Here is a 22,015-nt window from a genome sequence, read left to right on the forward strand (position 1 = left end):
GCCTCGGGCGGTGGCGGCGGCCCGTGGCCGTGCCGGCGCGCCGCGCGCGGGAGGACGCGGGGCGGCGCCGCCGCGGCCCCGGCCGCAGGAGCAGCGCCGCCGAGACCGATGGAGGTCTTCAGGGCGCGCAGCTCGACCGGCGTGAGCGCCCGGAACTGACCGGGCCGGAGCCCCTCGACGGTCACGCCGCCGAACTCGGGCCGGTAGAGCCGCTGGACGAAGAGGCCCACCGCCTCGCACAGCCGCTTCACGAGGTGGAAGCGCCCCTCCCCTACCACCACGCGGATCCAGACGTTCTTCTCGGCGTGCTCGTGGGGGACCGCCTCGAGGGCGCGGGCGGGCCCGTCCTCGAGGCGCACGCCCGCCACCATCCGCTCGAGCGCGCCCGGCGGCGGCTCGCCGCGCACCTTCACGAGGTAGGTCCGGCGGTGGCCGTAGCGCGGGTGCGCGAGCCGGTTGGCGAGCTCGCCGTCGTCGGTGAAGAGGACCGCCCCCTCCGCGTCGTAGTCGAGCCGCCCGACCGAGAACACGCGCTCCTTCACGCCGCGCAGGTACTCCAGCGCGGTGGGGCGGCCCTCGGGGTCGGACGCCGTCGTCACGCAGCCGGGCGGCTTGTAGAGCAGGTAGTAGCTCTTCGTGTCGCGGCGCGAGACGAGCTTCCCGTCGACGGTGACGAGATCGCGCTCCGGGTCGACCCTCGACCCGAGCTGGGTCACCCGCTGCGCGTTCACCTTCACGCGTCCGGCGAGGATGAGCTCCTCCGCCTTCCGGCGCGAGGCGACTCCCCCCTCCGCGAGGAACTTCTGCAGCCGTACTCCGTCCCCGCCCTGGGCGCCGGTCACCGCTCCGCCTCCGGACCTTCGTCCTCTTCCTTCTTCTGCTTCTCCTCCAGCGTGGCCTGCACCGCCTGACTCTTCTCGTCGGCCGCCTCGATGGCGCGCTCGAGCTCCTCGAGGGCCGCGTCGCTCTCCGCGCGCTTCGCCTCGAGCTCCGCGCGGAGCTTCTCGTCCGAGAGGTCGGCCACGATGCCCGAGATGCCGCCGTCCTGCGGCTCGGGCTGCTTCTCGACGATCTCGCGGTGCTCCTCGGAGAGCTCGTGGAACTCGCGCAGCGTCGGCAGCGAGGCGAGGTCCTTGAGCGCGAAGAACTCGAGGAACTCCCGCGTCGTGCCGTACAGCATCGGGCGCCCGGGCTCCTCCTTCTTGCCGAGGATCTTGATGAGCTTGCGCTCGAGGAGCGCCTTCACCACGGCCCCGCAGTCGACGCCGCGGATCTCCTCGATCTCGGGGCGCGTGACCGGCTGGCGGTAGGCGATGATCGCGAGCGTCTCCAGCGCGGCGCGGGTGAGCCGCTGCGGCTTCACCTTGAGCCAGCGGCGCGCGAAGGCGGCGTTGTCCGGCGAGCTCCGCAGCTGCCAGCCCCCCGCGACCTCGTGCAGCACGATCCCGCAGACGCCCTCGCGATAGTGGCCGGAGAGCTTGTCGAGGGCCTTCTCGACCCGCTCGACGTCGATGCCGGTCGCCTGGCGCAGCTCCTCCGATGAGAGCGGCCGCTCGGCGAGGAACAGCAGGGTCTCGAGGATGGTCCGCACGCGATCGGCGCTGAGCCGCTTCGCGGCCGCCGCGAGCTTCTCGAACGGCTCCTCCTTCTCCTCGTCCGAGCCGGGGGCGTCGATGGCGGCCGACTCGACCTCCTCGAGCTCGGGGTCGCCGGCCTTCGCCTCCTCCGCGGCCTGCATCGCCTGGAGCTCGGCCTCGGACAGCCCGCCCGCGCGCGCGCCGGCCCGAGCCGGCGTCTCGGCCGGGGACGCCGGCGGCGCGTCCGGCGTTCCACCGGCTCGCTCCGCCGCAGCCTCACCCGGCTGCGCCTCCGGCCGGGCTGCGAGCTCCGCCGTCTCCGGGGCCGGCGCGCTCGGCTCCCCCTCCGCGGCGGGCGCCGCGCTCGGGGTCGTCGGGTCGTCGTGATCCACGGTCATCGATAGTCCTCTCCGCCGGGCGCGGGAACGTCGTCGCCGAGGGTGTCCTTCGCCTCGACGAGAATCTCCGCGCCGGGGCCCGCCTCGTCGAGCGGGGGCTGGAAGATCCGGACGAGCTTCAGCTTCGCCATCTCGAGGATCGCGAGGAACGTCGCGATCACGTCGGCGCGCGTGTGCCGCCGCTCGACCGGGCCGGAGAGGAGCTCCTCGAACGTGGCGCGGCGCTGCAGGCGCAGCACGTCGGCGACGCGCGCGATGGCGTCGGTGATGGTGAGGCGGTCGGTGACCACCTCGTGCGTGTGCTCGGGGCGCGCGTGCTTGAGCGCGCGATCGAGCGCCTCGATGAGCTTGAAGACGGAGACGTCGGCGAGCCCCTCGGGCCCTTCGGGCGCCTCGGAGCGCTCGACCCGCACCTTCCGGGCGAACACCGTGCGCTCGAGGATGTCGCGCTCGCCGAGCTCCTCGCCGGCGGCCTTGTACTTCTGGTACTCGAGCAGCCGGCGCACGAGCTCCGCACGCGGGTCCACCCCGACGTCCTCCGCGCCGGGCGCGTCCTCGGCGACCTCGGTCCTCGGCAGGAGCAGCTTCGACTTCATCAGCATGAGCTGCGCCGCCATGTGGAGGAACTCGCCGGCGATGTCGATGTCGAGCTCGCGCATCGCCTCGAGCGTGGCGAGGTAGCTCTCCGTGATCTGCGCGATGGGGATGTCGAAGAGATCGACCTCGTGCTCCTTCACGAGGTGCAGGATCAGGTCGAGGGGGCCCTCGAACGGCGGCTGTCCGGCGCGGAGCGGGGGGAGCGAGACCCGGAACGCGTCCGCCGCGGCGCGCGCGGAGGCCTCCTCCGTCGCCTGCTGGGCGCCGGCGGTCGCGTCGCTCTCCGGGTGGTGCCTGGCCATCGCGAAGGGACGCCCCCGTGCTCCTCAGGCGAGCTTCAGCTTCATCGCCGCGCGGACCTCGTCCATGGAGCGGGCCGCCACGGCGCGCGCCTTGGAGGTGCCGAGCTGGACGAGCGCGTCGACCTCCCCGGGCCGGGCGAGCAGCGCCTCGCGCCGCTCCCGCATCCGCTCCTGCTCGGGCAGGAGCTTCTCGAGGAGCTTCTTCTTGCAGTCGACGCAGCCGATCCCCGCGCTGCGGCAGTTCACGTCCACCCAGGAGATGGTCTCCGCGTCGCTCGTCACCTTGTGCAGGTAGAAGATCCCGCAGACGTCCGGGTTGCCCGGATCCTGGCGGCGCTTGCGCGCCGGATCCGTCACCATCCCCATGATCTTCTTCGTCGTCGACTCGGCGCTCTCGCCGAGGTCGATGGTGTTCCCGTAGCTCTTCGACATCTTCCGCCCGTCCGTGCCGAGGATCTTCGGCGCGGCGGTGAGGAGCGGCTGGGGCTCGGGGAACACCGGCCCGTAGTGGTGATTGAACCGGCGGGCGATCTCGCGCGAGAGCTCGAGGTGCGGGACCTGGTCCACGCCCACCGGCACCCGCGTCGCCTTGTACAGGATGATGTCGGCGGTCATGAGCACCGGGTAGCCCAGGAAGCCGTAGAGGGCGAGATCGCGATCGGTGATGTTCTCGCGCATCTCCTTGTACGACGGCGAGCGCTCGAGCCAGCCGAGCGGCGTGATCATGCCGAGCAGCAGGTAGAGCTCGGCGTGCTCCTTCACCTCGCTCTGCACGAAGAGCGTCGCCTTCTCCGGGTCGACGCCGGCGGCGATGAAGTCGACGAACATCTCCCGCTCGGCGGGCTTGATGATCGCGGTGTCGTGGTAGTTCGTCGTGAGCGCGTGCCAGTCCGCGCTGAAGAAGAAGCAGGTGTTCTCCTCCTGCAGCCGCACCCAGTTCGCGAGCGCGCCGTGGAGGTGGCCGAGGTGGAGGCGGCCGGTGGGCCGCATGCCGCTGACGACGATGGGGCGCTGTTCGGACATCGGACCTAGGTGGCGATCGAGAGGGTCAGCTGCTGGAGGAGCCCGAAGACGAACACGACGGGCGGGTAGATGAGCCCGCGTCCGAAGACGATGAGGCCGAGGAGGATGAACGGCGAGAACCGCGCGAACTGCTCCCAGGCCGGCCGGAAGCGGTACGGCATGAGGTTCTCGGCGACGTGGCTGCCGTCGAGGGGCGGCACGGGCAGGAGGTTGAAGATGGCGAGCCCGGCGTTCACGATCATGAGCCGCTGCAGGAGCTCGAGCGCGCCGCCGCCGGGCCGGACCGTCTCCGGGGAGAACCGGAAGACGAGGCCGAGCGTGATGGCGGCCAGGGTCCCGAGGAGCAGGTTCGAGAGCGGCCCCGCCGCGCTCACGATGATGTCCCCGGTCGACTGCCGGACGCTCTTCCGGAACCGCGCCGGGTTCACCGGCACGGGCTTCGCCCAGCCGATGGGCGCGCCGAGGAGCGGCAGGAGCAGCGTCCCGATGGGATCGATGTGCGGCACCGGGTTCAGGGTGAGTCGGCCGAGGCGTGCCGCCGTGTCGTCCCCGAGCCGCCAGGCGGACCACGCATGGAAGAACTCGTGGAACGTCAGGGAGAGCAGGAGCACGATGAGGTTCAGCACCCGCTCGAGGATGAGGGCGTTGTCCAACCTAAAGCCTCGCAGGGAAAGGGGGTTCTTTAGCAGCACGAGGGGGGCCGGTCAACGCGGACGACGGCCGCTCGCCCCCTCGGAGCCGGGGCGCGCGCGGGCGGCGCGGCCGCCTCAGGCCCGCGGGTGGAAGCGGTCGTACAGCCGCTTCACGTGGCTGCGATCCACGTGCGTGTAGATCTGCGTCGTGGAGACGTCCGCGTGGCCGAGCATCGCCTGCACCGCGCGCAGGTCCGCCCCGCCCTCGAGGAGGTGGGTCGCGAACGAGTGCCGGAGCTTGTGGGGCGAGACGCGGCGCCGGATGCCCGCGGCGCGGGCGTAGCGCCCGAGCAGCTTGGCGAAGCCCTGTCGCGTCATCCGGCCTCCCCGCGGCGTGACGAAGAGGTCCTTGGAGCGGCGCCCGCGCAGGAGCCGCTCGCGGGAGACCGCGAGGTACGCCTTCACCGCGTCCGCCGCCGGCGCGCCGACGGGCACGATCCGCTCCTTGTTCCCCTTCCCCCGCGCGACGAGCACCCGGGTCTCGAGGTTCACGTCGTTCACGCCGAGCGACACGAGCTCGGAGACGCGCAGGCCGGTCGCGTAGAGGAGCTCGAGCATGGCCCGGTCGCGCAGGCCCGCCGCGCCGCGAGGATCGGGCGCCGCGAGGAGCCGCGCGATCTCCTCGTGCGAGAGGAGCTCCGGCAGGCGCCGGCCCGGCGCCGGGGAGTCGATCTCGTCCGCGGCGTCGAGCGGGGTCAGCCGCTCCGCGAAGAGCAGCCCGTGCAGCGAGCGGATCGCCGAGAGCGCCCGCGCCTGCGAGCGCGCCGAGAGCCCGCGGCGGACCAGCTCGCCGAGGTGGGCCTGGATCTCGGCCCGGCCGACCCGCTCCCAGGCGGTGACGCCGAGCGCGTCGAGGTGCTCGACGTAGCGCCGGAGGTCGCGCAGATACGCCTCCACGCTGTTCTCGGCGAGGCCCTTCTCGACGCGGACGTGCGCGATGAACAGGTCGAGCGCGGGCTCGAGCGGGGACATGGCGCGACGATAGCGCGGGGCGACCGCGGGTCCAGTTCGCGTCCCTCGACCTCGCGCCGCCGCCGGCGCGGCGGCGCCGCGGTGGGACGAGCGGCCGACGCACCCGCCTCAGGCGAGCAGGTCCGAGACGTCGCCCTTGCCGACGCGGAGCACCCGCGGCTCGGCGCCGGAGAGCTCGATGACCGAGGACGGCTCGTTCGGCTTGTAGCCACCGTCGAGCACGAGCTCGAGGCCGTGCCCGAGCTTCTCCTTGATGTCGTGCGCGTCGATGAGCACCTCGCCGTCCGGGGTCGCGGCCGAGGTGGAGATGAGCGGGTGGCCGAGGCGCCGGACGATCTCGAGCGCGATGGGGCTGTCGGGGATCCGGATGCCGACGGTCTTCTGGCGGCGCAGGACGAGGTCGGGCACGAGCCGCGTCGCCGGGAGGATGAACGTGTACGGCCCGGGCACCTTGCGGCGCAGCACGCGGTAGGCGGCGTTGTCGACGATCGCGTAGCGCGCGATCTCGGCGAGGTCCTGGCAGATGAAGGACAGCTCGTGCGAGCGGGGGAGCTGCTTCAGCTGGTAGATCCGCTCGATGGCGCGCTTGTCGAAGAGATCGCAGCCCAGCCCGTAATAGGTGTCGGTCGGGAAGGCGAGCAGCCCGCCGGACGAGAGCACCGAGACCGCCCGCTCGACCACGCGGGGCTGGGGGTGCAGCGGATCGATCTCGACGATGGGGGCGACCGGCATGGGCGCCTCCTTTTCTAGCAGCTTTCCGCAGTCGGTGGGAGGTTCGGGACGCCCCACCTTTCCAGCGTCCCGGGCGTGGCCGCGCACTGTCAGCAAAAACGAGCACGCCCGCCCGGGATCCCCGGACGGGCGCCTCGCGGCGTCGCCGCCGCGCTCGACTCCTAGCCGACCTCAGCCGCGGGACTTCCCGCGCTCGATGAGCTCGCGGACCTTCTGCCCGCCCTTTCGGCCGATCTCCTCGTAGAACGAGTGACCGCGCTCGTCCCGGACGGCGATGCCGCCCTTCCGTCCCGCCTCCGACACCGTCATCCCGCGGCGACCCTCTTCCGGCTCGCCGCGACGCGCGCCCTTCTCTTCGTCCGCCATCGTACCCCCCTCAAGAGCACCTCATCGGTGCGTCAACGCTCGCCGCCCGTGTGACCGGCGCCGGCGTCCTCCTCCGCCCCAGCCTTCCCCTTCTCGATGAGCTCGCGGACCTTGTGGCCACCCTTCCGGCCGATCTCCTCGTAGAACGGCGTCCCCCGCTCGGCCTTGATCGTCTCGCCGCCCTTCTTCCCGATCTCCTCGTAGAAGCGGGGCCCGCGCTCGGCCTTGACGGTGTCGCCACCCTTCTTGCCGATCTCCTCGTAGAACTTGCGACCGCGCTCGGCCTTCACGGTCTCGCCGCCCTTCTTCCCGATCTCCTCGTAGAACTTGCGGCCGCGTGTCTCGCGGACGCGCACGCCGCCCTTGCGACCGGCCTCCGAGACCGTCATCGCTCCCTTGCTGCCGCCCTTCTTCTCCTCAGCCATTTGTCGCCCCCATCCAGTCAGGAACAATGTGGTCGCTGGCCACGCGCCGGCGCAGCGCCCGACCGAGCACGTGCTCGGCGATGGCCTCCGCCATGTCGAGGCCCGTGGCCTCGAGGATCCCCTGCCAGCTGGGGTTCCCGTTCACCTCGATGACGGTGGGCCCTTCGGGTCCCACCACGACGTCGACGCCCGCGTAGTCGAGCCCGATGGCCGACGCCGCAGCCTCGGCCACCGCGGCGAGCGCGGACCCGAGCGGCACCGCCTCGGCCCGTCCCCCGGTGGCCACGTTCGTTCGCCAGTCCCCGGGTGGCGCGTGCCGCTCGATCGCGGCGCGTGCGCGCCCCCCGACCACGAACACCCGGACGTCGCGTCCGGGATGAGGAACGTAGCTCTGGAGGTAGACCGCGCCCTCGCGCGCGAGCCGGTCGCGGAGCACCGCCCTCCCGGCGGCGTCCGCGCGAACCCGCTCGACCCCGTCCCCGAGCGAGCCTGCGATGGGCTTCACCACGGCCTCGCCGAGCGCCGCGAGCGCGCCCTCCGCGCCGCGCGCGGTCTGCGCGACCGCGGCGCGGGGCGTCCGCACCCCGGCGCGCGCGAGGAGCCACGACGTCCTGAACTTGTCCTGCGCGGCGAGGAGCGGGTCGATGCGGTTCACGACCACGGCGCCGCTGTCCTCGAGCGCGCGGTAGATCTCGAACTGCACGTCGGCGTCCCCGGCGCGGCCCATCCCCCGCGCGAGCACGAAGGCGTCGAAGGCCTCGGCCTCACGCCCCTCCGCAGTCACCGTCACGCCGCCGTCCCTGTCCACGATCGCCGCGAGCTCCGCTGGATCGATCACCGCCGCCTCGCCGTGGCGAGCGCAGGCGCTGACGAGCCGCTTGCTGTGCCAATCGTCCTCGGGCCAGGCGGTCACGATCCCGATTCGGATGACATCGTTCATGCGACGCTTGCTTCCCTTCCCCTACCCCGACCGCCCGCGCAACACGGTGTCCACGCCCGGCCGGCCGGACAAGAGCGCGCCATCCCGCATCTTTTCGGTGGTGCCCGACTGAGCCCCGCCGCGCTCCCCAGGGAGGACGCGAGCGACGTCTCGCCGAGATCGCACGCCCGGAGGGCGGCGCAGATGGGCTCCGCGTCGGCGCCTAGGGGAAAGGCCCGGAGCCCTGCTCGGGCCGGGCCAGCGCCGCGGTCAGAGCGGCGACCACGCGGGCGGCGCGCTCCCCCTCGAGCGGCCTCCCGTCGGGCGTGCGGACGTAGAAGGCGTCGGACGCGCGGTGCCCCTCCGTCGCGATCCGGGCGAGATCGACGGAGAGCTCGAGATCGAAGAACGTGCGGGCGAGCGTGTGCAGGAGGCCCACGCGATCGGCGGTGAACACGTCCACGACCGAGTGCGTCCGCGCGCTGTCGTTGTCGATGACGATCTTGGTGGGCACGCGTGGCAGTGGCTTCTCGGGGAGCGAGGAGGCGCGCAGGCGCCGCGCGAGCAGCGCGTCGAGCGACTCCTCTCCCGCGAGCACGCGCGCGAGATCGCCGCGCGCCCCGCGCCAGCGCGCCGGGTCGACCGCGCCCTCCTCCGGCCCGCGCAGCTCGAACACGTCGAGCGCGCGCCCGGCGAGCCACCCGAGGCCCGGGTCGTCCGCGGACGAGAACACCTCGGCGGCCTGGATGTCGATGCGGTGCGCCGCGAGGACGCCGGCGACGGTCGCCAGCAGGCCCGGCCGATCGCGCGCGGCGAGGGACAGCTCGGAGTAGCCGAGCGCCGGGTGGTGGCGGAGCGCCGTCGCGACGGGCAGGTCCCGCCCGCGGCGCAAGAGCCGCAGGTGGCGCGGGGCGAGCGCGGGGTCCACGGTGACGAAGTAGCGCGCCGGCATGGCCTGGACGAACCGGGCGTGCTCCGCGTCGGCCACCCCCGCGCGCGCGAGCAGCGCGGCGGCGACGCGCTCGCGGCCCGCGGCCTCGGCGGTGCCGGGCTCCGGGCGGCGCTCGCCCTTCTCGAGCACCTCGCGCGTCTTCCCGTAGAGCTCGCGGATGAGGCGCGCCTTCCAGTCGGTCCAGGTGCGCGGCCCGACCGTGGCGATGTCCGCGTAGGTGAGGAGGTAGAGCTTGTCGAGCCGGTCCTTGGTCCCCACCTCCTCGGCGAAGGCGTGGATGAGGTCGGGATCCGAGAGGTCTCGCCGCTGGGCGATGGCGCTCATGCGCAGGTGCTTCAGGACGAGCCACTCGATGTCGGCGGCGTCGGCGGGATCGAGCCCCATCCGCACGCACGCCTCGGCGGCGATCTCCGCCCCGCGCGCCGAGTGATCCTTCCCGGCCCCCTTGCCGATGTCGTGGAACAGCGTCCCGAGGTAGAGCGCGAGCGGCCGCTGCACCGCGCGCGCGAGGTCGCCGAGGCCGTCCTCGCTCACGTCGCCGCAGCGCAGCGCGAGCAGGCGCCGCACCGCGAACAGCGTGTGAACGTCCACCGTGTACACGTGGTAGACGTCGATCTGCCGCCGCGCCGTCACCCGCGCGAACTCGGGCAGCACGCGGGGGAGGACGCCGATCTCGTGCATCTGCGTGAGGAAGCGCCCGCGCGTCCCGGGGCGCGTGAAGCACGCGAGGAGCTCCTGGTTCAGCTCCGGGTCGCTCGCCGCCTCCGGCGCGAGCTCCTCCGCCGCCTGCCTCGCGAGGTCGCGGGCGTAGGGGTAGAGATCGAGCTGCTCGCGGTCGGCGGTCGCGAAGAGGCGCACGAGCGCGGCGGGGGACCGCCGCAGGACGTCGGTGTCCACCACCGTGAGCCGCCCGCGGAACACCTTGAACTCCCCGCCCGGCAGGAGCCGCTCCGACGCGCGCGGCGGCCGCCCGCCCAGCACGGGCACCGCGAGCTCGGCGCCGAGCGTGGCGGCGGGAGGCGGCACCATGCGCCAGCCCATCGCGGCCTGCGGCTCGAGGCAGCGATCCACGATCGCGTCGCTCGCGACGAGGACCGTCTTCGCCGCGAGGTAGTAGTGGCGCATGAACTCCTCGACGGCCGAGCCGTGCTCGGGGTCGAGGTAGCCCATCGCCCGCGCCACCTCGGGCTGGACGTCGAAGGTGAGCTGGTCCCACTTGCGGCCCGCGAGGTAGTGCATCTCGTTGCGGACCCGCCAGAGGAAGTCGCGGGCGCGCCGCATCTCGCGGATCTCGCGCTCGGGGAGGAGCGCGCGCGCGAGGAGCTCCGTGATCCCGGCGACCTTGAAGCGGACGCGGGCGAGCCAGAGCGCGGACTGGAGGTCCCGCAGCCCGCCCTCGGACTCCTTCACGTTCGGCTCGAGGAGGTAGATCGAGTCGCCGAAGCGCTCGCGCCGCGCGCGGATCTCGTCGAGCTTGTCGGCGAGGAACTTCTCCACCTTCTGGGCCGAGAGCCCGTGCAGCTCCTCGCGCTCGAGCTCCGTGTACAGGGCGCGGTCGCCCGCGAGCCAGCGCAGATCCAGGAGCGCGGTGCGCGCGGTGTGGTCCTGGGTCGCGAGCTCGTCGCAGGCGCGGAGGTCGCGCACGCCGTAGCCGACCTCGAGCCGGAGGTCCCAGAGCGCGTAGAGGAACCGCTCGCTCGCGGCCTTCACGAAGGCGTCCGGCTCCCCGGGGCCGTGCAGCACGAGGAGGTCGAGATCGCTGTGCGGCGCGAGCTCGCGGCGGCCGTATCCCCCGAGCGCGACGAGCGACACCGGCGAGGGCGCCTCCGCGTCCCGCGCCGCGGCGCAGGCGCGCTCCCACAGCGCCGTGACGATCCGGTCCATGGCCGCGCTCTGGAGGCGGACGACGGTGTGGCCGCTCCCCCCTGCGCGGTGCACCTCCTCGACGAACCGGCGCTGCGCGGCGAAGTCCGCCTTGACGTCGCCGGTGAGCGCCGGGAGCTCGGCGAGGCGGGCCTCGAGCTCGAACGGCGCCGCGGCCGGCAGGGTCGGGTGGACTTCGGGCGGGCGCATCACGCGAATATAGCCGGGCGGCGGCTCACCGCACGGCGGCGACCCGCGCCTCGCTCCGCGCGAACGCCGTCACCGCCCGCGTGATGCCCCAGGCGACCTCGTCCTGGTAGCCGGCGGACGCGAGGCGCTGCTCCTCGAGGCTGTTCGAGATGAAGGCGGTCTCCACCAGCACGGCCGGCATGCGCGCCCCGAGGAGCACGTAGAAGAGCGCGCTCTTCACCCCGAGGTCGCGCACCTCGCCGACGCGCGCCCGGACGCCCGCCGTGAGCTCGCGCTGCACGAGCCCGGCGAGCCGCTCCGAGGCACCGGCGCTCGCCTTCGCGTCGAGATCCGTGAGGATCCGCCCGACGTCCCCGGCGCCCCGGTCGGACGGGTCCATGCCGTTCTCCCGCGCCGCGAGCCGCGCCGCGTAGCGGTCGTCGGCGACGTTGAGGAAGTAGGTCTCGACGCCGCTCCGGTTGCGGCGCGGGTGCGCGTTCGCGTGGATGGACACGAACAGGTCGCCGCCGGCGGTGTTCGCGATCGCGGTGCGCTCCTCGAGCGCCAGGTACCGGTCGTCCTTGCGCGTGAGCACGACCTCGAACCCCTCGGCGCGCAGCCGGCTGGCGAGCCGCTTCGCGATCGCGAGGGTCACCTGCTTCTCGCGCACGCGGCGCGGGCCGATGGCGCCCGGGTCGTGCCCGCCGTGCCCGGCGTCCACCACGATCCGCCGGATGCGCGTGGGCAGGTCGTGCTCGGGCGCGCGCTCGACCCGCGCGAAGGACGCGGGCCGAGGCGTGGGCCGCCCCGTCGCGGCGGGAGGCGGCTCGGGCGCAGGGTGCGCCGGCTCGGCGGGCGGCGGCGCCTCGGCGACGCTCCGGCGGGCGGAGACCGTCCCCACGTCCACGATGAGGCGCGGCGGGTCGTCGAGGCCGAACAGCTGCACGCGATCGCTGCCGGGCAGGTCGAGCACGACGCGGACCGTCTCCGCGTCGTTCTGCGCGGCGCGCACGCGCTCCACCCGCTCGCCCGAGACCGGCCGCGCCAGCGCGCGCCCGGCGAGCGTGGCGGGGCGGAGATCCACCGCGAGCCGCCGCGGGAGGCCGACCGCCGGGGCGAGCTCGAGCTTCTGCCAGCCCACCCAGTGCGACAGGTAGATGGCGACGCGCGTGTAGTCGTCGGTCGACCAGGTGCGCACCTCGGTGACCCGCGCGCGCCCTTCCCCGCCCGACTCGCCGAGGGCGAGCGCCGGGGCGGAGCTCGCGCCGGTCAGGTCCGCCAACGCCGCGTCGAGCGCGGGATCGGGCTCGGAGTCCTGGGGCGCCTCCTCGGGCGCGGGCGACGGGGCGGCGCCGGGGCCGCGCGCCGGCCTCGGCGCGGGGCGATCGTCGCCCGCCTCGCGGCGGATGGCGGCCTCGAGCTCGCGCGCCTCGCGGGAGCCGAGCTTCGCGGCGCGCCCCGCGTTGAGCAGGGCCTTCTCGCGGTCCGCCTCGTCGGCCGACCAGCGGTAGAGCGCGTAGCGTGCGCGGGCCGCCTCGAGGAACGCCGGCGCCCGGTCCTTCCCCTTCGCCTCGCGGACCAGCCCGGCGATGGCGCGCTCCCAGTGGTGCCGGTAGCGGCGCTTCCCTCGGTCCTGCGTGAGCGCGCGCATGGAAGCCTTCGCGCGCTCGAGCCCGCTCTGGCTCGCGCGCGGCGCGACCCGCGCCTTGGAAGCGTTGCGCGCCTTCGCGGGGGTGCGGGCCATCGCCGGAGCGCGGGCCGCGCGCGCGGCCGGCTTCACGGAACGCGACGCCGCCGCGGGCTTGGCGCGGTGCGTCGCGGCAGAGGTCCCTTGCGGGGCCGCGAGAGCGAGGAGGAGGAGGGCAAGCGACCCGCGGCCCATGAGACGAGCAGTCTCCGCGACGCCGATATCGAGGTCCACTTTTCGGCCACCCGGCCCCGCCGTGGGGCGCTGTCCCACCGCCTCGCCGCGGCGTAGGATCGTGCCCTCCATCCCCTTTCCTTCGCGGAGGTGTCCCTTGGCCAATCCCAAGCGCGTGGGCGTCGTGCTCGCCGGCTGCGGCTTCCTCGACGGGGCCGAGATCCAGGAGGCGACCTGCACGCTGCTCTCGCTCGACCGCCGCGGCGCCGAGCTCGTGGCGGCGGCGCCCGACGTGGAGCAGATGCACGTCGTCGACCACCTGCGCCAGGCGCCGGCGGAGGGCGAGCGCCGCAACGTGCTCGCCGAGTCCGCGCGCATCGTCCGCGGGCGGATCCGCGATCTCGCGACCCTCTCCGCGAAGGATCTCGACGCGCTCGTCTTTCCCGGCGGGTTCGGCGTGGCGAAGAACCTCTGCTCGTTCGCGGTCGAGGGGCGCGCGATGCGCGTGCTGCCCGAGGTCGAGCGGCTCGTTCGCGAGATGCGGGCCGCGTCGAAGCCGATGGGCTTCATCTGCATCGCCCCCGTGATCGCGGCGCGCGTGCTCGGCGCGGACGGCGTGCAGGTCACGATCGGAAACGACCCGGACACCGCCGCGGCGATCGCGTCCTGGGGCGCGCGCCACGTCGAGCGGCGCGTGGACGAGATCGCGGTGGACGATCGGCTGAAGGTGGTGTCGACGCCTGCCTACATGCTCGGCCCGTGGATCTCCGGGGTCGCCGCCGGGATCGACAAGCTCGTCTCGGCGGTGCTGGAAATGGCCTGATTCGAGCACGTGCGGAGCAGGCCGGAGAGGGCCCTCTCGCGCAAGTGAGACGCAATCTCAATCGACCAATATGGGCGGTTACGACCCCACGCAATTGTGGCTCGGGATCGTGAATATCGAGTAGGCTCCGCCGTCCCTAAGCCGGGCGGGCTGGTCCGCCCCGATCTCAGGAGCACGACAAGTGACCAAGTTCCTCGCTGCGCTGTTCGCCGTCGTCGTTGCCACCGCCACGTTCGCCGCCGACACCGGCCCCGACTCGATCACCCTCGAGGCCAAGAACGGCAACATCACCTTCCCCCACAAGGCGCACCAGGCGAAGCTGAAGTGCGAGACCTGCCACGCGACCGCCGCGGGTGGCAAGATCGAGGGCTTCGGCAAGGAGAAGGCCCACGGCACCTGCGTCGAGTGCCACAAGAAGGAGGCGAAGGGCCCGACGAAGTGCGCGGAGTGCCACAAGAAGGCGTAACGCGCTCGCCGAGTCGTTCGCAGTGACGAGGGGCCGGGAAACCGGCCCCTTTCATTTTGTGCGGCAGGATCCGGCTCCTCGGGCTGCGGCGGCCCGTCGCGCGCCGACAAACCGCAGAGACCCGTGACCGATGGTCGCTCTACATTGCGACGCCACGCCGCGGCGGGATTCACCCGTCGTGCATGCGAACACGAGAGGTCATGCAGATGAAGATCCGGATCGTTTCGCTCCTCGCCGCCGTCCTCTTCGCGGGTGCCGCCTTCGCGGCCGACGCGCCGGCCGCGCCGGTCACGCTCCAGGCGAAGAACGGGAACGTCACCTTCAACCACAAGACGCACTCCGCCCAGAAGTGCGAGGCCTGCCACGCGACCGCCGCGGGCGGCAAGATCGAGGGCTTCGGCAAGGACAAGGCTCACGCCCTCTGCGTCGAGTGCCACAAGAAGGAGGCGAAGGGCCCGGCGAAGTGCGCGGAGTGCCACAAGAAGGCGTAGCGCGCACCTAGCTCCAGAGATCGCAGTCAGGCTTAGGGACGGAGGGGCCGCGAGAGCGGCCCCTCTCTTTTTTCGTCGGCGCGGCCGCCGCGCAGCCCGGTGCGATCGGGTCGCGTCGCGAGGCGCGCGAGGAGTGGCCAGCGAGCGTAGCGCCGCAGCTCGACGGGGCTCCGCCTCAGCGGTTCCCGAGCTTCGCGCGCCAGGCCGCGAGGAGGTTCAGCGCGTCGAGCGGGCGGAGCGTGTCCGGCTCGGCGGCGCGGAGCGCGGCGGCGATCTCGAGGAGCGCCGGGTCCACCGGCGCCGGGGGCGGCGCGAACAGGCCGAGCTGGCTCTGCGGCTCCGCGCGCCTCGCCTTCCGCCCGCGGGCGAGCGCCGCGTGACCGCCCTCGTCGACCTCGAGGGCCTCGAGGTTCTTCAGGATCTCCCGCGCGCGCGCGAGCACCGCGGCCGGCAGCCCGGCGAGCTTCGCGACCTCGATGCCGTAGCTCCGCGACGCCCCGCCCTGCACGAGCTTGCGGAGGAACACCACCTGATCGCCGACCTCGCGCACGGCGACGGTGAGGTTCCGGACGGCGGGGCGCTCGCGGGCGAGGTCCTGCAGCTCGTGGTAGTGCGTCGCGAACAGCGTGCGGCAGCCCACCTCGTCGTGCAGGTGCTCCGCGACCGCCCACGCGATGGAGACGCCGTCGAAGGTGGACGTGCCGCGGCCGATCTCGTCGAGCACCACGAGCGAGCGGCGCGTCGCGTTGTGGAGGATGGCGGCGGTCTCGGTCATCTCGACCATGAACGTCGAGCGGCCGCGGGCGAGGTCGTCGGACGCGCCCACCCGGGTGAAGATCCGGTCGACGATGCCCACCCGCGCCCGGCGCGCCGGCACGAACGAGCCCATCTGGGCGAGCAGCGTCACGAGCGCCGCCTGGCGCATGACCGTGCTCTTGCCCGCCATGTTCGGCCCGGTGATGACGTGCAGCGCGCCGAGCCGCTCGCAGTCGGGGGCGCCGCGCGAGGCGACGAGCACGTCGTTCGGGACGAACGCGGCCGGCCCCTCCGGGAGCACCGCCTCCACCACCGGGTGGCGGCCGTCGACGATCTCGAGCACCTCCGAGCCGTCCACCTCCGGCCGCGCGTAGCCGCGCTCCGCCGCGACGCGCGCGAGCCCGAGCAGCGCGTCCGCGGTGGCGGCCGCGTCGGCGGCCGTGCGGATGCGCGGCGCCGCCTCGATGACCCGCTGGCGCAGCTCCTCGAAGAGGCGCGCCTCGATCCCGAAGCGGCGCTCCTCGGCGGTGAGCACCGTCTCCTCGAAGCGCTTCAGCTCCGGGGTGACGAACCGCTCGCCGCCCACGGTGGTCTGGCGCCGCTCGTAGTCGGCGGGCACCGCGTGCAGGTTCGCCTTCGTGACCTCGAGGTAATAGCCGAAGACCTTGTTGAAGCGGACCTTGAGCGAGCCGATCCCGGTCCGCTCCTTCTCGCGCGCCTCGAGGCGGGCGATGAAACCCTTGCCGTCCTCGGCGACGGCGACGATCTCGTCGAGCTCGGGCGAGAAGCCGCGCCGGATGAGCCCGCCCTCCTTCAGCGTCGCCGGCGGCTCCTCGGCCACCGCGCGATCGAGGTGAGCGCCGAGCTCCTCGAGGCCGCGCAGCCGCTCGCCGGCGTCGCGCAGCAGCGCCGCGGCTCTCGCGCCGAGGAGCGCCGACAGCGCCGGCAGGGCCAGCAGGGCGCCGGCGAGGGCGCGCAGATCGCGGGCGTTCCCCTGCCCCAGCACGAGGCGCGACAGGAGCCGCTCCGCGTCGGCGACCGGGCGGAGCGCCGCCGCGACGTCCTCGCGCGCCACCGACGAGCCCGCGAGCTCCTCGACGGCGTCGAGGCGCGCGTGGATGGCGGCGAGCTCGGTGAGCGGGTAGCGGAGCCACTCGGCGAGGCGCCGCCCGCCGGGCGCGGTGACGCTCCGGTCGAGGAGGGCGAGCAGCGAGCCCTTCTTGCGGGCCCCGGCGAGGGTCCGCTCGAGCTCGAGGTTCGTGCGCGTCGCCTCGTCGAGGAGGAGGACGTCGTCGGTGCGCAGGCGCGACAGGCGATCGACGTGGCGCGGCGCCGCGCGCTGGGTGTCCGCGAGGTAGGCGAGCGCGGCCGCCGCCGCGGCGAGGCCGAGCGGCTCGCCGCCGACGCCGAACCCGTCGAGGCTCGCGACGCCCAGGTGGCGCCGGAGCTTCTCCTCCGCCCGCTCGTAGTCCGCCGCCGGCCGGCGCGCGGCCGGGACCGCGACCGCCCGCAGGACGCGCTCGACGCGGGCGTCGTCCGCGCCGAGCGGCAGCACGAGCTCGCGGACGCCCGCACGCCGGAGCTCGTCCACGAGCCGCGCGTCGTCGGGCACCTCGCCGCACTGGAGGTGACCGGTCGAGGCGTCGAGGAGCGCGAGCCCCGAGCGGCCCTCGCCGAGGGCGACCACGCCGAGGTAGCTCGCCTCGCGCGGATCGAGCACCTGGTCGTCGAACACCATGCCCGGGGTCACGACGCGCGTGACCTCGCGCTTCACGATCGCCGACTTCCCCGGCTCCTCGACCTGATCGCAGATGGCGACCTTGAAGCCCTTCTCGAGCAGCTTCGCGACGTAGCCGCGGGCGGCGTGGTGCGGCACGCCGCACATCGGCACCTTGTCGTCGCCCTTCGAGCGCGCGGTGAGCGTGATCTGCAGCGCCTCGGAGGCGGTGACCGCGTCCTCGAAGAAGAGCTCGAAGAAGTCGCCGAGCCTGAAGAAGAGGAGCGCGTCCGGGTACCTCGCCTTCGTCTCGAGGTACTGCCGCATCATCGGAGTGGCCTGGGCGATCTCCGGCATCGGGCCGTGGGTTCTACCACGCGGGGCCGACCCTGCGCGCGGCGCCGCGCGCGCCGCCGGACCCGCACGCCGCGTGGCGAGGCCTTGATCGCGGTGCTACAGTCCGCCCCGTCTCATGCTCGAGCGAACCCTCCAGGATCTGAACCGGCTCCGCCAGATCGCCTATGCGGTCGCGCGGCATGGCTTCGGCTCCTACCTCGAGAAGACGCGGCTCCGGGACGTGCTCGGGCGCGACGCCCCGCCGGTGGAGGGCACGCCGCCGCCGCCGCCGGACCACAAGACCGCCGCGCGGTTCCGCCAGCTCCTCGCCGAGCTCGGGCCCACCTTCACGAAGCTCGGGCAGCTCCTCTCGACCCGGCCGGACGTGCTCCCGTCCCACTGGATCGAGGAGCTCGAGTCGCTGCAGGACGACTGCCCGCCGCTGCCCATCGCCGAGGTGCTCCACCAGATCGAGCGCGGCCTCGGCCGCGGCGTGGAGGAGCTGTTCGCCTCCCTCGACGAGGTGCCGCTCGCGAGCGCCTCGATCGCGCAGGTGCACCGGGCGGTGACGCACGCGGGGGTGCCGGTCGTCGTGAAGGTGCAGCGCCCGAGGATCCGCGAGCAGATCGAGTCCGATCTCGCCCTCCTCCACTACCTCGCGCGCCTGCTCGAGGCGGTCGTGGAGGAGACCGGCATCTACACGCCGACCGGGATCATCGAGGAGTTCGACCGCACCGTCCACGAGGAGCTCGACTTCGGCAACGAGGCGGGGAACGCGCGGGCGATGCGGGACGCCGCCGAGGGGCGCGAGGTCGTCGTCATCCCCCGCGTCCACGCGGAGCTCTCCTCCTCCACCATCCTCACGCTCGACTACGTCGACGGGACCAAGATCTCCGACGTCCGCGCCGAGGACGGCCACGATCTCGAGCAGGTCGCGAAGAACGTCATCGAGACCGCGTTCCGGCAGCTCTTCGAGGACGGGCTCTTCCACGGCGACCCGCACCCGGGGAACGTCCTCGTCCTCGCCGACGACCGGATCGCGCTCATCGACTTCGGCCTCGTCGGCCGGCTCACGCGCCAGCAGCAGGAGTCGCTCGTCACGCTCATCGTGGCGGTGGCGCTGCGCGACCCGGACACCGTGGCGCGGCTCCTCAACCGCATCGGCGTCCCGGACGCGCGCACCCCCATCACCGAGTTCCGCGAGGACATCCGCGGGATCCTGGACCGCTACCTCGGCCTCAAGCTCGACGAGATCCGGACCGCGACCCTGCTCCGCGATCTGCTCGATCTCGCGATCCGCCACCGGATCCGGATCCCGAAGGAGTACGCCGTCCTCGCCAAGGCCGCGATCACGATCGAGGGGATGATCCGCCGGCTCTACCCGAAGCTCGACGTGCTGGAGGTGGGGCTGCCCTACGCGAAGGAGCTGCTCCTCTCGCGCTTCAACCCTTCCGACGCCTCCGGCGTCCTCATGAAGTCGCTCCTCAAGCTGCAGGGGCTCGCCGAGGACGTGCCGAGCCAGCTCAGCCAGATCCTGGTCGATCTCGAGGCCGGCAAGTTCCGCGTGAACGTCGCGGGCGAGGCGATGGACCGGATCGGCGGCCAGGTCCGGGCGCTCGGGGTGATGGTCTTCCTGGGGCTCCTCGCGGCCGGGCTCACCGTGGGTGGGCTCGTGGTGCTCGCGAGCCCCTCCGCCCACGTCCTGGGATGGGCCGCGCTCGCCGGCTCGGTGCTGCTCTCCGCCGCGGCCGCGGGGTACCACGTCGCGACCGTGCGGATGAAGAAGATCTCGATCCGGCAGCTGCTGCGGCGCTGACTCGGGAGCCGGCGCCGGTCAATCGCGCGCGTCGGCGCAAACGAGCGCCGCGAGGGTCCCGAGCCAGGCCAGGTCCACCAGGGCGGCGACGCCTGCCGCGGCGACGGCGAGCATGAGGTTCGGCCCGGCGAGCAGGAGCGCCGGCGCGTCCTTCACGAGGCCGGTCGCGGCGCCGCCGAACGCCTCCACCGTCGCGGGCGCGAGCGACGCGACGAAGCCGAAGACCATCGCCGCGAGCACGAACGTCCCGGGGCGGGCGAGGAACCGGCGCACCGCGGAGGCGAACGCCCGCGCCGGGCCCTCCGCGCGCAGCGCCGCTCGGGCGACCGCCGCGTCCGCCACGACCGAGAGCGCGAGCGGCACCGCGATCGCGAGGGTGAGCGCCCCGGCGACCGCCAGGGCGAGCACCGCCGACCCGTTTCCCCCCGCGGCGTGGAGCGTGATGCGCAGCGCGCCGAGGGCGAGCGTCAGCGCGAACAGCCCCGCGGAGAGGTCCAGGACGAGCCCCAGCAGCGACGCGGCGAGCACCCGCGGCGTGCCGTAGGCCACCCCTGCCGCGAAGCGCGGCGTGCCGCCCTCCCCCACCGCGGCGCCCGCGAGCGTCGGGAGCGCTCCCGCGAGCCAGACGCCGCGCAGCGCCGCCCCGCAGAGCACGCCCGCGAGCCACAGGCCGCCGACGAGCGCCAGGAACCGCGGCGAGCTCGCGGTCGCGGCCGCGCCTGCGAGCGCGGCGCCGGGATCGAGCGGCCGGTGCGAGAGAGCGAGCAGCGCGCCGCGGGCGAGGAGCGCCCAGGCGACTGCCAGGGCGGGCCAGGTGAGCACGCGCCGCGCGATCGCGACGACGAGCCCGGGCGCGAGGAGCCAGGCCTGGCGGCGCAGCGCGGAGAGGCCGAGGCCGAGGGCGGCGCCGAAGGTCGGGGGCACGCGCGGACGGTATCCGCCGCGCGCCGCGCGGGCAACCGCGTGGCCGGGTTCTTGCCTTCTGAACGTGGGGACAGTATACCGGTGTTCAGTCCAGCTCGAGGAGGACCGATGGACGCGTTGACGGACCGGCAGCTCGAGGTGCTCCGCTTCATCGCCCGGCAGATCGAGGAGTGTGGCTACCCCCCGACCATCCGCGAGATCGGCGAGGCGCTCGACATCCGCTCGACGAACGGCGTCAACGACCACCTGAAGGCGCTCGAGCGCAAGGGCTACCTCACCCGCGATCCCGTGAAGTCGCGCGCGCTGATCCCGACGCCGCAGGCCCGCGAGGTGCTCGGCGGCGAGGTCGGCGCGCGCACGTCCAACGTCGTCCCCTTCACGCGCACCCCCGCCTCGGCCCTGAAGCCCTCCGGGCGCCTCGTCGAGATCCCGATCATCGGCCGCGTCGCCGCCGGCCAGCCGATCCTCGCGCAGGAGCGCGTCGAGGACACGGTGCAGGTGGACTCGTTCCTGCTCGGCACGAACAAGAAGGTGTACGGCCTGCGCGTGCAGGGCGACTCGATGATCGGCGACGGGATCCTGCCCGGCGACTACATCTTCGTGAAGAAGCAGCTTCACGCGCAGGACGGAGAGATCGTGGTCGCCATGATCGACGAGGAGGCGACCGTGAAGCGCGTCTACTTCGAGGGCGACCGCGTGCGGTTCCAGCCCTCGAACCCGCGCATGGCGCCCATCTACGTGCGCGCGTCCGACTTCCGCACGACGATGATCCTCGGCGTCGTCGTGGGCGTCTACCGCAAGCTCGGCTGATCGCAGGCCGGGCGCCCGCCTGATCCGAGGGCGTCGCCGCCACCGTGGCGGCGGCCGCGGGGCCGTCCGTTTGCGGCCCACGTGGTGCTGTGCGGGTCGGCTTACCTCCCCCCACCTCTGCGCCTATCTTGCCGCTGAGTCCGGACCGGAATTCCCGGCCGGCGAGTGGATCCGTAGGGAGGGAGGCGAGGATGGCGAAGGTGAACCCCCGGCTCGACGCGGCGCGGACGGCGTACCGGGAGGCCCTCGAGGCCGCCCGTGCCACCCCGTCTGCGGAGACGTGGGCCCGGCTGCTCGCAGCCGGGAAGGAGCTGTCGGCGGCGTCGGAGCCACCGCCGCGGAGCCGGCGAGGCCGGAAGCCCGCGGCTCGCGTCGAGGAGCCGTCCGGGCCGGCCCCGGACCTGCCGAACCTGGAAGGCGTCGAGTAGCGGCCCCGCCGAGCAGGGATGGGGCGGGGACGCAGTCCCCGATCATGTTCGGTGCCGAGAGGGGCGCCGGGTGCGGTGGGCCGAGGGGCTCGCGGCGCCCGGCGCCTCGTCTCGTCAGGAGCGCGTCTTCGCCTGGCGGACGTAGCGGTCGAGGTCCTCGCGGTCGATGAGCGAGAGCACCTCGATCGCGTTCTGTCTCTCGCCCCGCCGGTAGAGGAGCCGCACGTCGGTCGCGACGCGCACCCGGTAGTAGCCCGGGAGCCCCTCGAGCGGGAGCGCGCGGAGGCTCGGGTGGCGGTGATCCTGCGCGAGCAGGTTCGCCTGCTTGAAGGCCGCGCGCTGGATGCGCCGATCCCAGCCTTGCAGGGAGTCGTAGAACTCGCGCGTGTAGACCGGCATGAGCCACGAGGCGGGCGCGTCCTCGGGCTCGTCGGCGCCCTCGGGCTGCGCGGACGCGGCGCCCGACGCCGGCCGCTCCGCCTCCGCGCGCGCCCGCGCCTCGCGGAGCGCGGCCTCGAGCTCGCGCTCCCGCTCCTCCTGGCGCGCGAGCTTCGCCTCGAGCGCTCCCGCGCGCGCCTCG

Annotated in this window: 21 protein-coding genes; 6 read left to right on the top strand and 15 right to left on the bottom strand. The window is 73.7% G+C overall.

Translation table 11 applies throughout. The features are described from left to right. From MNZ29_RS18360 to MNZ29_RS18415, 12 genes are all read right to left on the bottom strand, one after another. The coding region (locus tag MNZ29_RS18360) for a pseudouridine synthase (protein WP_242356246.1) at positions 1-842 on the bottom strand (842 nt) is incomplete at its 3' end. Further along, entirely contained in the window at positions 839-1,975 is a 1,137-nt protein-coding gene (gene scpB, locus MNZ29_RS18365; protein WP_242340190.1) for an SMC-Scp complex subunit ScpB, read from the bottom strand. The genes MNZ29_RS18360 and scpB, both read right to left, overlap by 4 nt. Beyond that, the gene (locus MNZ29_RS18370) at positions 1,972-2,874 is read right to left on the bottom strand and encodes a ScpA family protein (protein WP_242340191.1); all 903 of its coding nucleotides are present in this window, start codon (positions 2,872-2,874) and stop codon (positions 1,972-1,974) included. Before MNZ29_RS18370 ends, scpB begins: the two co-directional genes overlap by 4 nt. A gap of 24 nt (positions 2,875-2,898) precedes the next feature. Next, complete coding sequence (gene trpS, locus MNZ29_RS18375; protein ID WP_242340192.1) at positions 2,899-3,897, bottom strand: tryptophan--tRNA ligase; 999 nt, start codon at positions 3,895-3,897, stop codon at positions 2,899-2,901. A 5-nt stretch (positions 3,898-3,902) separates the two neighbouring features. Further along, positions 3,903-4,550, bottom strand: a complete 648-nt coding sequence (locus tag MNZ29_RS18380) for a site-2 protease family protein (protein WP_242340193.1) — start codon at positions 4,548-4,550, stop codon at positions 3,903-3,905. A gap of 114 nt (positions 4,551-4,664) precedes the next feature. Beyond that, the gene (gene xerD, locus MNZ29_RS18385) at positions 4,665-5,561 is read right to left on the bottom strand and encodes a site-specific tyrosine recombinase XerD (protein WP_242340194.1); all 897 of its coding nucleotides are present in this window, start codon (positions 5,559-5,561) and stop codon (positions 4,665-4,667) included. 108 nt (positions 5,562-5,669) lie between these two features. Beyond that, complete coding sequence (locus MNZ29_RS18390) at positions 5,670-6,293, bottom strand: L-threonylcarbamoyladenylate synthase (protein ID WP_242340195.1); 624 nt, start codon at positions 6,291-6,293, stop codon at positions 5,670-5,672. 171 nt (positions 6,294-6,464) lie between these two features. Beyond that, entirely contained in the window at positions 6,465-6,659 is a 195-nt protein-coding gene (locus MNZ29_RS18395) for a hypothetical protein (protein ID WP_242340196.1), read from the bottom strand. 32 nt (positions 6,660-6,691) lie between these two features. After that, positions 6,692-7,084, bottom strand: coding sequence for a general stress protein B (locus MNZ29_RS18400; RefSeq protein WP_242340197.1), 393 nt, complete (start codon positions 7,082-7,084; stop codon positions 6,692-6,694). Further along, a complete protein-coding gene (locus MNZ29_RS18405; protein ID WP_242340198.1) occupies positions 7,077-8,024 on the bottom strand; it encodes a RimK family alpha-L-glutamate ligase in 948 nt (315 codons plus the stop codon). Before MNZ29_RS18405 ends, MNZ29_RS18400 begins: the two co-directional genes overlap by 8 nt. Before the next feature lie 202 nt (positions 8,025-8,226). Then, positions 8,227-11,028, bottom strand: a complete 2,802-nt coding sequence (glnD, locus tag MNZ29_RS18410; protein WP_242340199.1) for a [protein-PII] uridylyltransferase — start codon at positions 11,026-11,028, stop codon at positions 8,227-8,229. A 25-nt stretch (positions 11,029-11,053) separates the two neighbouring features. Further along, positions 11,054-12,658 (bottom strand): N-acetylmuramoyl-L-alanine amidase, encoded by a 1,605-nt coding sequence (locus MNZ29_RS18415; protein WP_242340200.1) that lies wholly within the window; start codon positions 12,656-12,658, stop codon positions 11,054-11,056. Positions 12,659-13,025: 367 nt separating this feature from the next. Between MNZ29_RS18415 and elbB the strand changes: the two genes are divergently transcribed. From elbB to MNZ29_RS18430, 3 genes are all read left to right on the top strand, one after another. Further along, positions 13,026-13,691, top strand: a complete 666-nt coding sequence (gene elbB, locus MNZ29_RS18420) for an isoprenoid biosynthesis glyoxalase ElbB (RefSeq protein ID WP_242340201.1) — start codon at positions 13,026-13,028, stop codon at positions 13,689-13,691. Between the two features lie 181 nt (positions 13,692-13,872). After that, positions 13,873-14,157: a cytochrome c3 family protein gene (locus tag MNZ29_RS18425; RefSeq protein WP_242340202.1), complete on the top strand. Its 285-nt coding sequence runs from the start codon at positions 13,873-13,875 to the stop codon at positions 14,155-14,157. A gap of 206 nt (positions 14,158-14,363) precedes the next feature. After that, a complete protein-coding gene (locus MNZ29_RS18430) occupies positions 14,364-14,648 on the top strand; it encodes a cytochrome c3 family protein (protein ID WP_242340203.1) in 285 nt (94 codons plus the stop codon). A gap of 175 nt (positions 14,649-14,823) precedes the next feature. Here the strand turns inward: MNZ29_RS18430 and mutS are convergent, their stop codons facing one another. Then, positions 14,824-17,478, bottom strand: coding sequence for a DNA mismatch repair protein MutS (gene mutS, locus MNZ29_RS18435; protein WP_242340204.1), 2,655 nt, complete (start codon positions 17,476-17,478; stop codon positions 14,824-14,826). 115 nt (positions 17,479-17,593) lie between these two features. Between mutS and MNZ29_RS18440 the strand changes: the two genes are divergently transcribed. After that, a complete protein-coding gene (locus MNZ29_RS18440; RefSeq protein WP_242340205.1) occupies positions 17,594-19,273 on the top strand; it encodes an AarF/ABC1/UbiB kinase family protein in 1,680 nt (559 codons plus the stop codon). An 18-nt stretch (positions 19,274-19,291) separates the two neighbouring features. Here MNZ29_RS18440 and MNZ29_RS18445 read toward each other — a convergent pair whose 3' ends face one another. Then, a complete protein-coding gene (locus tag MNZ29_RS18445; protein ID WP_242340206.1) occupies positions 19,292-20,197 on the bottom strand; it encodes a hypothetical protein in 906 nt (301 codons plus the stop codon). A gap of 108 nt (positions 20,198-20,305) precedes the next feature. Here MNZ29_RS18445 and lexA point away from each other — a divergent pair, with 108 nt between their 5' ends. Together lexA and MNZ29_RS18455 are read left to right on the top strand one after the other, a co-directional pair. After that, complete coding sequence (gene lexA, locus MNZ29_RS18450) at positions 20,306-21,007, top strand: transcriptional repressor LexA (protein WP_242340207.1); 702 nt, start codon at positions 20,306-20,308, stop codon at positions 21,005-21,007. Between the two features lie 191 nt (positions 21,008-21,198). Next, positions 21,199-21,435, top strand: a complete 237-nt coding sequence (locus tag MNZ29_RS18455) for a hypothetical protein (protein WP_242340208.1) — start codon at positions 21,199-21,201, stop codon at positions 21,433-21,435. Between the two features lie 114 nt (positions 21,436-21,549). Here MNZ29_RS18455 and MNZ29_RS18460 read toward each other — a convergent pair. Then, on the bottom strand, positions 21,550-22,015 hold a 466-nt coding region (locus MNZ29_RS18460), incomplete at its 5' end, for a type II toxin-antitoxin system RelE/ParE family toxin (RefSeq protein WP_374110821.1).

The sequence above is a fragment of the Anaeromyxobacter sp. SG64 genome, assembly GCF_022690745.1.
In the GTDB taxonomy this organism is placed as follows: Bacteria; Myxococcota; Myxococcia; order Myxococcales; family Anaeromyxobacteraceae; genus Anaeromyxobacter; species Anaeromyxobacter soli.